The following is a 14,331-nucleotide window of genomic DNA, read 5'->3' on the forward strand; positions in this document are numbered from 1 at the left end:
TGGCATCGCTCATCCCGGCCCGGTTCCTGCGCCTGGACCATGAGATGGGCCGCATCGCCCCGGGCTATCGCGCCGACCTGGTTCTCCTCGACGAGGCCCTGCAGGTGAAGCAGACCTGGATCGGCGGCAACGACAACTGAACGGAGTCTATCGATGAGCGTACAACGGGTTCTCGTGGTCGGGCTCGGCAACATGGGCCTGTCCCACGCCCTCGCCTACAGCCGGATCGACGGATACGAGATCGCCGGGCTCTGCACGCGCAACATCGACGGCATGAGCCTTCCGGCCGCCCTGCAGGACGCACCGCGCTTTTCCGACTTCGACGAGGCCCTGGAGGCCGTGCGGCCGGACGTGGTGTCGATCAACACCTGGTCGGACACCCACGCCGCCTATGCCATCCGGGCCATGGAGGCGGGCGCGCACGTCTTCGTCGAGAAGCCGCTCTCCGACAATGTGAAGGATGCCGAGCGCGTGATCGAGACGGCGATCCGCACGAGGCGCAAGCTCGTCATCGGCTACATCCTCCGCCACCATCCCTCCTGGATCAAGTTCATCGAGATCGCCCGGACGCTCGGCACGCCCCACGTGTTCCGCATGAACCTCAATCAGCAATCGAGCGGAGCCGCCTGGGAGGCGCACAAGCGGCTGCTGCAATCCCTTTCGCCGATCGTCGATTGCGGTGTGCACTACGTCGACGTCATGTGCCAGATCACGAAGGCAAACCCCGTGCAGGTCCACGGCGTCGGCACGCGGCTCACCGACGACATGCCGGACGGCATGTACAATTACGGGCATCTCCACGTGACCTTCGACGACGGCTCCGTCGGCTGGTACGAAGCCGGCTGGGGCCCGATGATGAGCGAGACGGCCTATTTCGTGAAGGACGTGATCGGCCCGAAGGGCAGCGTCAGCATCGTCATGGCCGAGACCGTCGGCGACATCCGCTCCGACGACATCAACGCCCACACCAAGACCAACCAGATCCTGCTGCACCACGCGGCGCTCGGAGACGACGGAACCTTCGCGAAGGCGGACGAGCGCATCAGCACCACGGACGAGCCCGACCACGACGCCCTCTGCGAACGGGAGCAGCGCTTCCTCCTGCGGGCGATCCGGGAGGATCTGGACCTGACCGACCACATGAACGATGCGGTCCGGTCGCTTCGTATCGTGCTCGCCGCCGACGAGGCGGTGCGGACGGGACGGGTCGTGTCGCTGTAGCAACGAGCGGTTCAACCCTCCCGGGATCACTGCTCCCGCCGTGGTCCTGCTACCCTCCCCGTGATGGCCTGGCTTGTCCCGGCCATCTCGATCGGAAGAGCGCGGCGCTTCAGACAAGCGGGATCACCGGCGCAAGCCCGGTGATGACGTGGGAGGATGAGACACCCGGCTGGCACCACCCTCCACGTCATGGCCGGGCTGGTCCCGGCCAACCCGATCCGGTGAAGCGCAGCGCCCTACGGAAGCGGGATCACCGGGACAAGCCCGGTGATGACGTGAAGGAGAGTCCGGCCATGACGGAGAGGGAGTGAGACCTCGCGCCGAACGATCAGCCCTTCTCGTAGAAGACGAAGCTGCGATCGCGCCCCGCGAACTCGCGCGCATAGCCCCGCGTCACCCGCCAGCCGTGACGCTCGTAGAAGCGTCGGGCGCCGTGATTGTCGCGAAAGCATTCGAGGCTCGTCGCACCGCGCGCTTCCGCCTCCCGCAGGAGAAGCGCGCCGCCGCCCCGGCCGCCCGCACCGGGATCCATGAACAGCATGTCGATGTGCCGGTCGGTCATGAGCAGCAAGCCGACGGGCGTCTCGCCGGACAGCGCAACCAGCATGCGCTCCCACGAGGCGGCGAACCTCTCCGCGAAGAAGGCGGCGCTGCGGCCGGCGAGCGCATCCTCCTCCAGAATGCCCGCAAAGGCTGCCCGATAGGAGCGCTCGGCGACGGCCGCCAGGGCCGGGACGTCCGCGGGTCCGGCCGGTCTTACGATCACGGCTGGCCCCGCAGGCGCGGATCGAGGGTGTCGCGCAGGGCGTCGCCCAGGAGGTTGAAGCCGAAGGACAGGAACAGGATGGCGAAGCCCGCGAAGACGGCGCTCCACGGCGAGAGCATGAGGAAGTTGCGGCCTTCCGACAGCATCAGGCCCAGCGACGGCGTCGGCGGCTGCGTGCCGAGGCCTAAGAAGGACAGCGAGGCCTCGACCAGGATGGCGGCCGAGAGCAGAAGGCTCGTCTGGACCAGGATCACGGAGGCGAGGTTGGGCAGGATGTGCAGGAAGATGATGCGCGCGTCCGACGCCCCGATGGCCTTCGCGCCGGCCACGTATTCGCTCTCGCACAGGACGAGCGCCGGGCCGCGCAGGAGGCGGGCGAAGATGGGCGTGTAGACGACCGCGATGGCGGCGGCCGCGCTGTAGGTATGCGGACCCAGGACCGCGATGATGCCGATGGCGAGCAGCATCACCGGGAAGGCGAAGAGCACATCCATGATGCGCATGATGATGCGATCGAGCCAGCCGCGGTAATAGGCGGCCACGAGCCCGAGCGCGCCGCCGGCGAGAAGCGCGATGCCGACCGCGAGCAGGCAGGCGATGAGCGAGGTGCGATACCCGTAGAGGATGCGCGTCAGCACGTCCCGGCCCAGCTGGTCGGTGCCGAACCAGTTCAGCCAGGACGGCGCCCGCAGGCGCCGCGCGACGCTCTGCGCCATCGGGTCGTAAGGCGCGAAGAGCGGCGCCCCGAGGGCGAGGACGAGCTGGATCGCCACCAGGGCGACCGCGAAGGCGAGAAGCTTGTTCTTGGCCAGACGCGACACGGATCAGGCCCTCACGCGGGGATCGACGACGATGTAGAGGAAATCGACCAGGAAGTTCACCAGGACGAAGCCCGCCGTCACCACGAGGATCGTGGCCTGGATCAGCGGATAGTTGCGCTCGGCGATGGCGCCCAGGATCAGGCGGCCGAGGCCCGGAATGGCGAAGACCTGTTCGACCACGATGGCGCCGCCGAGCAGGTATCCGGTCATGATGCCGACGCTGGTGAGAAACGGGATCAGGGCGTTGCGCAGGGCGTGCTTGTAGACGACGCGCCGCTCCGGCAGGCCCTTGGCCCGGGCCGTGCGGACATAATCCTGCCCGAGCGCGTCGAGCATGGCCGAGCGCACGAGGCGCGAGAGATTGGCGAGGATCGGCAGGGCGAGCGCGAAGGCCGGCAGCACCATGCGCTGGAGATTGCCGACGGGATCCTCCGAGAAGGGCACATAGCCCAGCGACGCGAAGCCCGGCGCCCAGGTTGAGAGAAGCAGGATCAGCACGATCCCGAGCCAGAAGGACGGGATCGTCAGGCCGGCGATGGCGGTGACGCGCATGGCGACATCGGCCGCGCCGCCGCGGGTCTGCGCCATCAGGCACCCGACCGGCACGGCCAGCACCGCGCCGATGACGAGGGACAGGAAGGTGAGCTCGAGGGTCGGCCACAGATGCAGCAGGATCTCGGTCGAGACCGGCCGCCCGGTCCACAGGGAGGTGCCGAAATCGCCGCGCAGGGCCGAGCCGGCCCAGATCAGATATTGCTCGACGATGGGACGGTCGAGGCCGACGCGGCGGTTGAGCTCCGCCATGCGCTCGGGCGTGATCTCGGTGTTCGCCCCGAGCATGATCGCGACCGCGTCGCCGGGGATCATCCGGATCATCAGGAACACGATGACCGACACGCCGAAGAGGACGATGACGAGGTCGACGAGACGTGCGAGCAGGACGCGGTTCATGCGGACGGGCTCTTCGAAGAAAACGCTCCCGGCGCCGCCCGCGCGGCGCCGGGATGACGGGTGATGGTCAGTAGGATGCGTTGCGCAGCATCATGAGCGAACGGTTCGGCATCGTTTCGAAGCCCTGGAGCTTGCCGTTCATGGCCGAGAACAGGGTTCCGTAGGTCAGGTGTGCCACCGGGCCCGAGCAGGCGAGCTTCTGCTGCACCTTGTCGTAGGCCGCTTTGCGCGCCGCCTGATCCTGCTGGGTGCGGGCCTGGTCGAGCAGCCCGTCGATCTCCGCGTCCGAGTATTTGAACACGTTGGTCGAGCCACCCGTGCGGAAGGTGCGGTAGAAGTAATCGTCCGGATCCGGCTGACCGGCATTGATCGAGGCGAACAGGTCGAAGTTGCTGTTGCGCCAATCCTGGATGAACTGGCCCTGTTCCTGATTGACCAGCTCGACCTTGAAGCCGGCCTTGTTCAGCTGCTCCTGCACCACCTGGGCGATGTCCTTGACGTCCTGGCGCGGCAGGACCTTCATGGTGACGGCGACCGGCGTGGCGACGCCCGCCTCCTTCAGGAGCGCCTGCGCCTTGGCGGGATCGGGCTTGTAGCAGGTGAACTGGTTCACATCGACCGCCCAGGATTTGAGCGCGGGCGACAGGGGACCGCCGGGAACGCCGGCGCCGAACAGGGCCGCGTCCACGATCTCCTGGCGGTTGATGGCGTAGTTGACCGCCTCGCGCACCTTCGGGTTGTCGAAGGGCGGCTTCGACACGTTCATGCCGACGAGCGTGTAGGCGAGATCCATGGTCTCGGAGAGCTTCACGTTCGGCTTGCCCTTGAGCTGCAGCGCGGTCGCCGCGTCGATGTTGGGCAGAAGCGCGTATTGCCCGTTGCTCAGTCCGACCTGACGGGTGGCCGATTCGGGCACGATGTTGAACTTGAGGCCTGCGAGCTTCGGCAGGCCCTTGTCCCAATAGGCCTCGTTCTTGGTCAGGAGAATGAAACCGTTGGGCTGCCATTCCTGGAACTTGTACGGGCCGGTGCCGACGGGCGCCTTCTGCAGGGCGTCCTTGTTCGCCTCCATGGCGCTCGGCACGATGGCGATGGTGGCGAGCGAACTCAGGAGCGCGGCGGACGGTTCCTTGAGCTTCAGCTCCACGGTCGCGGCGTCGACCGCGCTGGCGCTCTCGACGGCCGACAGGCGGCTCGCCAGGGGCGACGCGATGTCCTTGCTCAGCACGCGCTTGATCGTGGACGCCACGTCCTCGGCTTCCATGGCCGAGCCGTCATGGAATGTCACGCCCGGGCGCAGCTTGAAGGTATAGGTCTTGCCGTCCGGCGCGACGGTCCAGGATGCCGCGAGGCCGGGGACGATCTTCAGGTCCTTGTCGATGGCGGTCAGGCCCTCGTAGATGGTGCCGTTCACCACCATGAAGCTCGGGAAGGCGGTGATGAGATGCGGGTCGAGCCCCGTGGGGCCGTTGTCCACCCCGATCTCGAAGACCTGAGCCGAGGCGGAAGCGATCGCCGCCACCATGAAACCTGCACCCAGAGCGGTGCGCAGTGCTGACCTGACCATTGTCGTTCTGTCTCCCTTGGAAGCCGCAGGGATTTATAGGCCATCGGCGGCACCCTGTCATGGTCCAATCTCATACCACTCTGGACCAGTTCAGCGCCTGTGCTATGGTTCGCCGCGCAACCAGACCAGCTTCGGAGCCGTCCATGTCGCAGCGCCCCATCGTCAAAGCCATCGGCGTGATCAGCGGTACGTCCATGGACGGCATCGACGTCTCGGTCGTGGAGACCGACGGCGATGCCGCCGTGCGACCGGGTCCCGGGCGGACCTTCTCCTACCCGGACGACCTGCGGCGAACCCTCCAGTCCCTGATCGCCGAGCCGGCGCGGGCCCAGAGCGAGCCGCTGGACGATCTCGAACAGGCGGTGACGGACGCCCATATCGCGGCGATCCGGCGCTTCATGGCGGAGACCGGGATTCCCGCCGGCGACGTGAGCCTGATCGGCTTCCATGGCCAGACGGTCTATCACCGGCCGGAGGTGCGCTTCACGCGCCAGCTCGGCCTGGGCGACAGGGTGGCGTCGCGGCTCGGCATCGACACCGTTGACCGCTTCCGCCACGCGGACGTGGCCTCGGGCGGCGAAGGCGCGCCCTTCGTGCCGCTCTATCACCGCGCCCTGGCGAACAGGCTCCCCCAGCCGGTCATGATCCTCAACCTCGGCGGCGTCGGGAACGTCACCTATATCGACAGCGACACGGTGATCGCCTTCGACACGGGCCCGGCGAGCGCGCTGCTCGACGATTTCGTCCTGCGCCGGCGCGGCCTGAGCTTCGACGAGAACGGACAGCTCGCGGCCTCCGGCCGGGCGGATGCGGCCCTCGTGGCGGCCTTCATGGGAAATCCTTTCTTCGACCGCCCGGCCCCGAAATCCCTCGACCGCCAGGATTTCCATGCCCGCGCCAAGGGTGTGGAGACCCTGTCCGACGCGGACGGCGCCGCGACGCTCGCGGAGTTCACGATTCAATCCGTCGTCGCGTCCCTGCGCCACGTTCCGCGTGCGCCGCAACGCTGGCTCGTCACTGGCGGCGGGCGGCGCAACGCGCATTTCATGAAGCGCCTTGCCGCGGAACTCCGCGTTGCCGTCGATCCGGTCGAGAGCGTCGGCTGGGACGGGGATTTCCTCGAAGCGCAGGCCTTCGGCTATCTCGCGGTGCGCTCCACGCTGGGCCTTCCCTTAAGCCTTCCCACCACGACGGGCGTGCCGCATCCCATGCCCGGCGGCGAACTGCACCGGGCCGCGTGATCCTGCCATGGCGCTCGACACGATGATCGACCGGGCCTTCGCGCCTGCCGCCGCGTCCGTCCAGAACGGCAGCATTCCCGGGGCCGTGCTCGGCCTCGTCACGACCGGCGGCGAACGCGCCGTGCGATGGGCCGGCCATGCGCAGATCGAGCCGGAGCGCGAGAGCCTTTCCCGCGAAACGTGGTTCGACCTCGCCTCGCTCACCAAGGTGATCTTCACCACGACGCGGATCCTGCAACTGGTCGAGGCCGGCAGGATCGCCCTGGACGATCCCCTCGTGACGGTCATTCCGGATCTGCGCCAGTACGACATGAACGCCGCCGAGCGGCGCCTGACTTTCCGGCAATGCCTGGCGCACCAGACGCATCTGCCGGCCGTCGAGCCGCTCTACACCTACGGCCAGGATCCCGGCACCCTGCGGGCCTTCATCCTGCAGCGCGTCTGGCAGCCCGGACCGCCGGTCTACTCCGACATCAACTTCATGCTGCTCGGCATCGCCATCGAGCGCATCACCGGCCGGTCGCTCATCGACCAGCCCCTGCCCGAACGATTCTCGTTCCGGCCCGATCCGGCGCTCTGCGCGGCGACGGAGCGGGACACCTGGCGCGGGCGCGTCGTCCGCGGCGAGGTGCACGACGAGAATGCCTTCGCGCTCGGCGGCGCCTCGGGCCATGCCGGGCTGTTCGGCACCATCGACGGCGTGCTCGACTTCGCCCATGGGCTTCTCGCCGGCTCCGGCCTCTCGCCCTCCTCCATGGCGGCGATCCGCACCCGCGAATCGGAGAAGCGAACGGTCGGGTGGGAGGGCTTCCATCCCGGCTGGCACGGGGGCGATGCCTGCTCGCCCGACACTATCGGCCACACGGGTTTCACCGGCACCGGCCTCTGGCTCGATTTCAGGCGCGGCCTCGCCTGGTCGCTGCTCACCAACCGGGTCCATCCGAGCCGGCACAAGGACAGCGGCATCCTCGGCCTGCGCCGTGCAACGGGCGAGCAGGTGATCGCGTTGTTCGACCGACGGGAGCCGCTTTAAGGATGCCGACAGAATCTTGACCGCCTCCCTTGCCTGATCCCTCTGCGGACCATTGTTGCGGCCATCAACTGGTCCTATACTGGTCTGGAAGAAAGTTGGCAGAATGGCGACAGAACATTTCAGCACCCGCTTCCAGGATCTCGACACCTGGCCGAGCCTCGACATCCTTGCGGCCTTCTACGAGGGCCAGCTCTCGGCGGTGGCCGCCGTCCGACCCTCCCTGCCGGCGATCGCGGCAGCCGCCGAGGAGGCGGTCAAGCGCCTGCGTCGCGGGGGGCGCCTCGTCTATGCCGGGGCCGGCACCTCGGGCCGCATCGGCGTCCAGGACGGGACGGAACTGCCGCCGACCTTCAACTGGCCCGACGACCGGGTGGTCTACCTGATCGCCGGCGGCACGGGCGCCATCATGCAGGCGGTCGAGAATGCCGAGGATTCGATCGAGGAAGGCATTGCCGGGATCCGCGGCAACGATATCGGTCCGGACGACGTGGTGATCGGCGTGGCGGCGAGCGGCCGGACGCCCTTCACCATCGCGGCCCTGAAGGAAGCGGCCTCCCGCGGGGCGCAGACCATCGGCATCTCCAACAATCCGGACACGCCGATCCTCACGGCCTGCTCCCACCCGATCCTCGCCGATACGGGCGAGGAGGTGATCGCGGGATCCACCCGCATGAAAGCCGGCACGGCCCAGAAGATCATCCTCAACCTGCTCTCGACCCTGATCATGGTGCGGCTCGACCGGGTCTATCGCGGCCTCATGGTGAACATGCGCGCCACGAACGCCAAGCTGCGCCGCCGCAGCGAGATCATGGTCTCGCAGATCACCGATTGCGACGACGCCACCGCCGTCGAGGCGATCCGGCAGGCGGACGGCGACCTGAAGACGGCGGTCCTCATCGCCCTGGGCGCGGGCGTCGCGGAGGCGCGCACTGCGCTCGAGCGACACGGTGGCAATCTGCGCAAAGCCCTGGCGGACTTCTCCAAGACGCCGTAACAAAGTCATCCGGGCAAGGGTCTGAAGAAGGCGACGATTCATGGGGCTGGGGCTTGGCATCGACGCGGGCGGCACCGCCACGCGCTGGCGGCTGGCGGATGCGAACGGCCGCTGCGTGGCCCAGGGCTCCGTCGCTCCCCTGACCGGCCACCTCTTCTCCGCCGCCGCCGAGGAGCGCGCCCGGCAGATCGTCCTCGACATGGCCCAGGCCGTGATGACGCAGGGCCGGCCGCTCGGCATCATCGCGGGCATCACGGGACTGACCCGCGACACGCCCGCGGAGGCGACCATGCGGGCCCTGTTCGCGGAAACCTTCGAGCTCACCTCCGACCGGGTCTTCGTCGCCGAGGACATGTGGATCGCCTACCTGTCCTATTTCGCGCTCGGCGAAGGCATCCTGGTCTATAGCGGCACCGGCTCCATCGGCTATTACCTGTCCGAGGACAAGGAGGTCATCCGGGTCGGCGGGCGCGGCAACCTGATCGACGACGGCGGCTCCGGCTTCTGGATCGCCCGCGAGGCTCTGAAAGCCGTCCTGCGCGCCGAGGAGGAAAACCCCGGCTCCGGCTGGACGACCGCGCTCGGCGCCGCTCTCTCCAGGGCGCTGGGCGGCACGGACTGGAACATCGTGCGCTCCTTCGTCTATGGCGGCGACCGCGGCAAGATCGGCTCCCTGGCCCGCGCCGTGGGCGAGGCCGCCCAGGCCGGCGACGGCACCGCGCTCGACATCCTGCGGGAAGCGGGCGAGGAACTGGCCCGCCTCGCCAACGCCCTCATCAAGCGCCTCGGCCCGCGGCCCGTGGCCCTGGTGGGCGGCTCCGCCCGGCTCCACCCCGTCCTGGCCGCGGCCTTCCGGAAGAAGCTGGTGGCACCCGTCGAGTTCATCGCGACCGATCTCGACGCGGCGCTCACCGCGGCCCGGCTCGCGGCCACGCTCAACCGGGCGTGACGGTTCCTCGCAACGGCTTTCGACCCCTGCTTTTCCTTCTTGTCATCACCGGCCTTGTGCCGGTGATGACAAGGAAGGGGCGAGCCTCAAGCCTGACCGGCCCCGTCGCTGCCCCGGAAGAGCTTGCCTAATCGGCCCCGCTCGTCCAAGACTTCAGCGGCGAAATCAGATCCAAGACCTATCTCCGATGCATGCTCTCTTCGTGGGCCAGACCTATATCGACGTGACCTTCCTGGCGGACGAGCTTCCGACCGGCGACGAGAAGACCGTGGCGAGGGATTACGCGATCTCGTTCGGCGGCAACGCGGTCACGGCCGCCTTCGCCTGCGCCAAGCTCGGGCTGCCGCCCGATCTCCTGACCTCGATCGCCGACGACTGGCTCGGCCGCATGTTCATAGACATGGCGGCGAAATACGGCATCTCGGTCCACCACCGGAAGGTCCACGAATCATCCCTGTCCTTCATCATGCCGCGGGGCGGCAAGCGCGCCATCGTGCGCTGCCGCGACGACCATTACCTGCATCCGGTGCCGCCGCTCAACCTCCAGGGCTGCAAGGCCCTGCATCTCGACGGCCACCAGGCCGACGCGGCCATGCACTATGCCAAGATCTGCCGCGAATCCGGCATCCTCACCTCCCTCGACGGTGGCGGCCTGCGCTCCAACACCCACGAGCTCCTGGAATTCATCGATGTGGCCATCGTGGCCGAGCGCCTCTGCGAGCAGATGGACCTGAGCCCCTCCGGCATGCTGGAATACCTGAAGGGCCGCGGCTGCCGGATCGGCGGCGTGACCCTGGGCGAGCGCGGCCTCGTCTGGTACGACGAGACCGGCCAGGAGAGCGTCCTTCCGGCGCTCAACGTGCCGGGCGACAAGGTGGTGGACACCAACGGGGCCGGCGACATCTTCCACGGCGCCTACGTGTATTCCGCCATGGCCCGTCCCGACCTGCCCTGGCGCGAGCATTTCATCTTCGCCCGCGCGGCCTCGGCCCATGCGATCCAGCATCTGGGCAACGAGGCGAGCCTACCGTCCCTTCAGGACATCGCGCAGGTGCAGGAGCTTTACGCCGAGCGCAAGCTGGCGGCGTAAGCCGATCTTGCCCATCAGTCTCGCGCATCCGTGAGATCTAGAGCATTTTTCGGTGAAGTGGATCCGGTTCACCGTCAGAAAATGCGGCTCGGCAAAGACAAGAGATGATTCCACGTGAGGGGAAGCAGCTCTAGCCTGCGGGAGACCCCGACGGCCTCCAGGAAGGCCTCGTCGTGGCTGACGATCAGCAGCGCGCCGTCATAGGCTCGCAATCCGGCCTCGACCGCTTCGATCGAATCGACGTCTAGGTGGTTCGTCGGCTCGTCGAGGATCATCAGAGCTGGCGGCTTTGGCCCGCCCAGTACGCAGGCAAGGCCCGCCCGCAGGAGCTGCCCGCCGCTGAGAACCGAGACGGGCTGGAGCGCCGCATCGGCCCGGAACATGAACCGGGCCAGAGCGGCCCGGCAGTCGTTCTCGCTCGCCTCCGGGTTGATGCGGCGGAAGTTGTCGCGGATCGATGCCGAGCGATCGAGCAGGCTCACCTGCTGGTCGAACAGCGCGAAGTCCGCCCCGGTTCTCACGCTTCCGCTCCAGGGCTGCAGCGTGCCGGTGATCAGGGCGAGCAACGTCGTCTTGCCCGAACCGTTCGGGCCCACGACCGCGACGCGTTCCGGCCCGGTGATGCTGAACGTGAGATCGCGCAGGATCGGACGCTCGGGCTCGTAGCCGACGCTTGCGGCCTCCATGGCAAGAACCGTCCGGCCGGCCGGCAGATGCGTCGGCGGCAGCACCACGGAGAACGGCTGCAGGATCTCGATCCGCTCGCGTGCAGAGGCGGCGTCCTCGTGAGCCTGGACGCGGCGGCGCTCGGAGAGGCGCGCGTTGCTGGCGCTCGTTTCCTCGCTGCGATTCTTCAGACCGTTCATGAGGATGCGCGGCATGTCGCCCTTGGCGCGGCTTCTCTTGCCCGCGCCGTCCTTGCGCGCCTTTCTCTCGGCCGTCTCCTGCGCCTTCCGGTCGATCTCGGCCACGCGCCTCTCGGCATCCGCAAGGTCGCGCCGAGCCGCTGCGAGTTCCACCGTCTTTCGCTCCTGGTACCGGCTCCAGTTGCCGCCGTAGCGCGCGGCCCCGAGCGCAGTCAGTTCGACGATCGCGTCCATGGCGTCGAGCAGGGCCCGGTCGTGGCTGACGACGATCGCCCCGCCTTTCCAGCCGGCGAGGAGGTCGATCACCGCCGCGCGCCCGTCACGGTCGAGGTTGTTGGTCGGCTCATCGAGGAGCAGGACGTCGGGCTCCCGAAAGACGAGCGCCGCGAGACGGGCCCGCGTGCCCTGCCCGCCGGACAAAGCCGAGAGGGGCGTGTCCGGATCGGAATCGAGGCCCACCCGCATGAGCGCGGCGGCCATGCGCGTTTCGAGCGTCCAATCCGCATGGGCCAGTTCCTCGGCCGAGGCCATGCCGCTCTCGGCGCGGCGCAGGAGCGCCAGCGCATCGACGACACCGAACAGGGACGCGAGGGTCTCAGCCGGATCGACCTGCACCGCTTGGCGCAGAACCCCGAAGGTGCCGTGGCGCAGGACGCTGCCGGAACGCGGCTGCAGCTCGCCGGCGATCAGCTTGAGAAGCGTGGTCTTGCCCACGCCGTTGCGGCCGACGAGCCCCGTCCGCTCCGGACCGAAGCTCAGATCGACATCGGAGAAGAGAGAGCGTCCGTCAGGCGCGGACCAGGAGAGGCGGGAGAGAGTGATCGAAGCAGGCATGGATATGGATGTCCCCGGTGGCAAGGCAGGTCGGCATTGCTGTCCGGTTGAAATCCATTGCGGCACACATCCTGTCGAAACGAACCCATCTGCGGCGTCCGGCGCCCTTTATAGAGAGGCCTGCGCTCCGCCGCAAGTTTGCGGCGGAGCGGCAGGACCCGTCCACAGCGGCCGTCACGCCGCCTTCTTCTGATAGTCCTTCACGTCCGAGAACTGGATCGCCTTGTAGCGGTCGACCTCGTACTGGAGGTTGAACATGTTCGGCGCCATGAAGACCGGCGCGTCGTCGAGGTCCCGCGCCATCGACGAGAGATGGCTGTCGATGAACTTGTCGAGCTCCTTCGGGTCATCCGCCGTGATCCAGCGGCAGATGGAGAAGCGGGTCGGCTCGTAGTCGATCGGCAGGCCGTATTCGGCCCCCAGACGCTCCTTCAGCACGTCGAGCTGGAGCGCGCCGACCACGCCCACGATGGCGCCCGAGCCGTCCTGCGGCACGAAGAGCTGCACCACGCCTTCTTCCGCCATCTGCTGCAGCGCCTCGCGCAGCTTCTTCGCCTTCATGGCGTCCTGCAGCTTGATGCGGCGCAGGATTTCCGGCGCGAAGCTCGGCACGCCGCGGAAGACGATGTCCTCGCCCTCGGTCAGCGTGTCGCCGATGCGCAGGGTCCCGTGATTCGGGATGCCGACCACGTCGCCCGCCCAGGCCTCGTCCGCGATGGCGCGGTCCTGGGCGAAGAAGAATTGCGGCGAGTTCAGGCTCATGGGCTTGCCCGTGCGCACGAGCTTCGCCTTCATGCCGCGCTGGAGCTTGCCCGAGCAGATGCGCATGAAGGCGATGCGGTCGCGGTGGTTGGGATCCATGTTGGCCTGGATCTTGAACACGAAGCCGGTCATGCGGCCTTCGCCCGCCTCCACGAGGCGCTTGTCGGCCTCCTGGCCGCGGGGCGGCGGCGCGTAAGCCGCCAGCGCGTCGATCAGGTCGCGCACGCCGAAATTGCGCAAGGCGGAGCCGAAGAACACGGGCGTCAGATGGCCCTCGCGGAAGGCCTGCAGGTCGAAGGGCTTGCACGCCTCCTGGGCCAGCATCACCTCTTCCTGCCACGCATCGGCTTCCTCCGGCGGCAGCAGGCTCACGAGCTTCGGATCGTCCGGACCGGACACGGCGGTCGGCTCCTCGTCCGTGTCGATGCGCCGGACCATGTTGCGGTGCAGGTCGAAGGTGCCGGCGAAGCTCCGGCCCTGGCTGATCGGCCAGGTGACCGGCGAGGTGTCGAGCGCGAGCGTCTTCTCGATCTCGTCGAGCAGGTCGAAGGGGTTGCGCGCCTCGCGGTCCATCTTGTTGATGAAGGTCACGATCGGGATGTCGCGCATCCGGCAGACCTCGAAGAGCTTGCGGGTGCGCGCCTCGATGCCCTTGGCCGCGTCGATCACCATGATGGCGGAATCGACGGCCGTCAGGGTCCGGTAGGTGTCCTCCGAGAAGTCCTCGTGGCCCGGCGTGTCGAGCAGGTTGAAGACGCAGCCGCCGTATTCGAAGGTCATGACCGAGGTCACCACCGAGATGCCGCGCTCCTTCTCGATGCCCATCCAGTCGGACCGGGTCGAGACGCGGTTCTTCTTGGCCTTCACCTCGCCGGCGAGCTGGATCGCGCCGCCGAACAGCAGGAGCTTTTCGGTCAGGGTGGTCTTGCCCGCGTCCGGGTGGGAGATGATCGCAAAGGTGCGGCGGCGGCCCACGGGGGCCGGAAGATCGGTCATGGCTCTTACAAAATTCTCAGGGAACGACGGTGGGGGACAGAACGCCGCAGCGCCCTGCCCTTTCGCTGGGCTCTTCTCACCCCATATGGGGGTTTCCCGTCAACAGCGAAAGGAGGTGATCCAGTGTCTCATTGTCATACCCTACGGTCCCCGGTTGCCGTGACCTGGATCTTGGCCTCTGCCGAGATCAGTGCGTAACGCACGAGGCATCGCGCGGAAAAGTGGAATCCGGTTTTCCGC

13 protein-coding genes are annotated in these 14,331 nt (G+C 67.7%); 7 read left to right on the forward strand and 6 right to left on the reverse strand.

Annotation, left to right across the window (positions count from 1 at the left end):
- Window positions 1-11: 11 nt before the first annotated feature.
- Together OCW50_RS20925 and OCW50_RS20930 are read left to right on the forward strand one after the other, a co-directional pair.
- A complete protein-coding gene (locus tag OCW50_RS20925) occupies window positions 12-140 on the forward strand; it encodes an amidohydrolase family protein (RefSeq protein ID WP_373371487.1) in 129 nt (42 codons plus the stop codon).
- Window positions 141-153: 13 nt separating this feature from the next.
- Window positions 154-1,221 carry a Gfo/Idh/MocA family protein gene (locus tag OCW50_RS20930; RefSeq protein ID WP_262298819.1) on the forward strand — a complete coding sequence of 356 codons (1,068 nt, stop codon included), beginning with the start codon at window positions 154-156 and terminating at the stop codon, window positions 1,219-1,221.
- Between the two features lie 328 nt (window positions 1,222-1,549).
- On the opposite strand, the gene OCW50_RS20935 is transcribed toward OCW50_RS20930, so the two are convergent.
- The 4 genes from OCW50_RS20935 to OCW50_RS20950 form a co-directional block, all read right to left on the reverse strand.
- Entirely contained in the window at window positions 1,550-1,987 is a 438-nt protein-coding gene (locus OCW50_RS20935; protein WP_262298820.1) for a GNAT family N-acetyltransferase, read from the reverse strand.
- Window positions 1,984-2,808 (reverse strand): ABC transporter permease, encoded by an 825-nt coding sequence (locus OCW50_RS20940; RefSeq protein WP_262298821.1) that lies wholly within the window; start codon window positions 2,806-2,808, stop codon window positions 1,984-1,986. The genes OCW50_RS20935 and OCW50_RS20940 overlap by 4 nt, the downstream gene beginning before the upstream one ends.
- A gap of 3 nt (window positions 2,809-2,811) precedes the next feature.
- A complete protein-coding gene (locus tag OCW50_RS20945) occupies window positions 2,812-3,759 on the reverse strand; it encodes an ABC transporter permease (protein WP_262273360.1) in 948 nt (315 codons plus the stop codon).
- A 67-nt stretch (window positions 3,760-3,826) separates the two neighbouring features.
- A complete protein-coding gene (locus tag OCW50_RS20950; protein ID WP_262298822.1) occupies window positions 3,827-5,326 on the reverse strand; it encodes an ABC transporter substrate-binding protein in 1,500 nt (499 codons plus the stop codon).
- Between the two features lie 143 nt (window positions 5,327-5,469).
- On the opposite strand from OCW50_RS20950, the gene OCW50_RS20955 reads away from it, so the two are divergent.
- The 5 genes from OCW50_RS20955 to OCW50_RS20975 all read left to right on the forward strand — a co-directional run bounded on the left by OCW50_RS20955 (window position 5,470) and on the right by OCW50_RS20975 (window position 10,633).
- Window positions 5,470-6,567 (forward strand): anhydro-N-acetylmuramic acid kinase, encoded by a 1,098-nt coding sequence (locus OCW50_RS20955; protein WP_262298823.1) that lies wholly within the window; start codon window positions 5,470-5,472, stop codon window positions 6,565-6,567.
- 7 nt (window positions 6,568-6,574) lie between these two features.
- The gene (locus tag OCW50_RS20960) at window positions 6,575-7,600 is read left to right on the forward strand and encodes a serine hydrolase domain-containing protein (RefSeq protein WP_262298824.1); all 1,026 of its coding nucleotides are present in this window, start codon (window positions 6,575-6,577) and stop codon (window positions 7,598-7,600) included.
- Between the two features lie 103 nt (window positions 7,601-7,703).
- Complete coding sequence (locus OCW50_RS20965) at window positions 7,704-8,594, forward strand: N-acetylmuramic acid 6-phosphate etherase (RefSeq protein ID WP_262273364.1); 891 nt, start codon at window positions 7,704-7,706, stop codon at window positions 8,592-8,594.
- Between the two features lie 40 nt (window positions 8,595-8,634).
- Window positions 8,635-9,543: an N-acetylglucosamine kinase gene (locus OCW50_RS20970; RefSeq protein WP_262273365.1), complete on the forward strand. Its 909-nt coding sequence runs from the start codon at window positions 8,635-8,637 to the stop codon at window positions 9,541-9,543.
- A 187-nt stretch (window positions 9,544-9,730) separates the two neighbouring features.
- Window positions 9,731-10,633, forward strand: coding sequence for a sugar kinase (locus OCW50_RS20975; protein ID WP_262298825.1), 903 nt, complete (start codon window positions 9,731-9,733; stop codon window positions 10,631-10,633).
- 74 nt (window positions 10,634-10,707) lie between these two features.
- On the opposite strand, the gene OCW50_RS20980 is transcribed toward OCW50_RS20975, so the two are convergent.
- Together OCW50_RS20980 and OCW50_RS20985 are read right to left on the reverse strand one after the other, a co-directional pair.
- The gene (locus OCW50_RS20980; protein ID WP_262298826.1) at window positions 10,708-12,333 is read right to left on the reverse strand and encodes an ABC-F family ATP-binding cassette domain-containing protein; all 1,626 of its coding nucleotides are present in this window, start codon (window positions 12,331-12,333) and stop codon (window positions 10,708-10,710) included.
- 174 nt (window positions 12,334-12,507) lie between these two features.
- The gene (locus OCW50_RS20985; RefSeq protein WP_262273367.1) at window positions 12,508-14,091 is read right to left on the reverse strand and encodes a peptide chain release factor 3; all 1,584 of its coding nucleotides are present in this window, start codon (window positions 14,089-14,091) and stop codon (window positions 12,508-12,510) included.
- Between the last annotated feature and the right edge of the window lie 240 nt (window positions 14,092-14,331).

Source organism: Microvirga sesbaniae (assembly GCF_025460805.1).
Taxonomy (GTDB): domain Bacteria; phylum Pseudomonadota; class Alphaproteobacteria; order Rhizobiales; family Beijerinckiaceae; genus Microvirga; species Microvirga sesbaniae.

Bases quoted from the DNA above. Each gene is read 5' to 3' on its own strand.
- OCW50_RS20985 (WP_262273367.1), bottom strand. From the start codon at position 14,091: ATGACCGATCTTCCGGCCCCCGTGGGCCGCCGCCGCACCTTTGCGATC.
- OCW50_RS20945 (WP_262273360.1), bottom strand. From the start codon at position 3,759: ATGAACCGCGTCCTGCTCGCACGTCTCGTCGACCTCGTCATCGTCCTC.
- OCW50_RS20950 (WP_262298822.1), bottom strand. From the start codon at position 5,326: ATGGTCAGGTCAGCACTGCGCACCGCTCTGGGTGCAGGTTTCATGGTG.
- OCW50_RS20980 (WP_262298826.1), bottom strand. From the start codon at position 12,333: ATGCCTGCTTCGATCACTCTCTCCCGCCTCTCCTGGTCCGCGCCTGAC.
- OCW50_RS20975 (WP_262298825.1), top strand. From the start codon at position 9,731: ATGCATGCTCTCTTCGTGGGCCAGACCTATATCGACGTGACCTTCCTG.
- OCW50_RS20970 (WP_262273365.1), top strand. From the start codon at position 8,635: ATGGGGCTGGGGCTTGGCATCGACGCGGGCGGCACCGCCACGCGCTGG.
- OCW50_RS20960 (WP_262298824.1), top strand. From the start codon at position 6,575: ATGGCGCTCGACACGATGATCGACCGGGCCTTCGCGCCTGCCGCCGCG.
- OCW50_RS20955 (WP_262298823.1), top strand. From the start codon at position 5,470: ATGTCGCAGCGCCCCATCGTCAAAGCCATCGGCGTGATCAGCGGTACG.
- OCW50_RS20930 (WP_262298819.1), top strand. From the start codon at position 154: ATGAGCGTACAACGGGTTCTCGTGGTCGGGCTCGGCAACATGGGCCTG.
- OCW50_RS20965 (WP_262273364.1), top strand. From the start codon at position 7,704: ATGGCGACAGAACATTTCAGCACCCGCTTCCAGGATCTCGACACCTGG.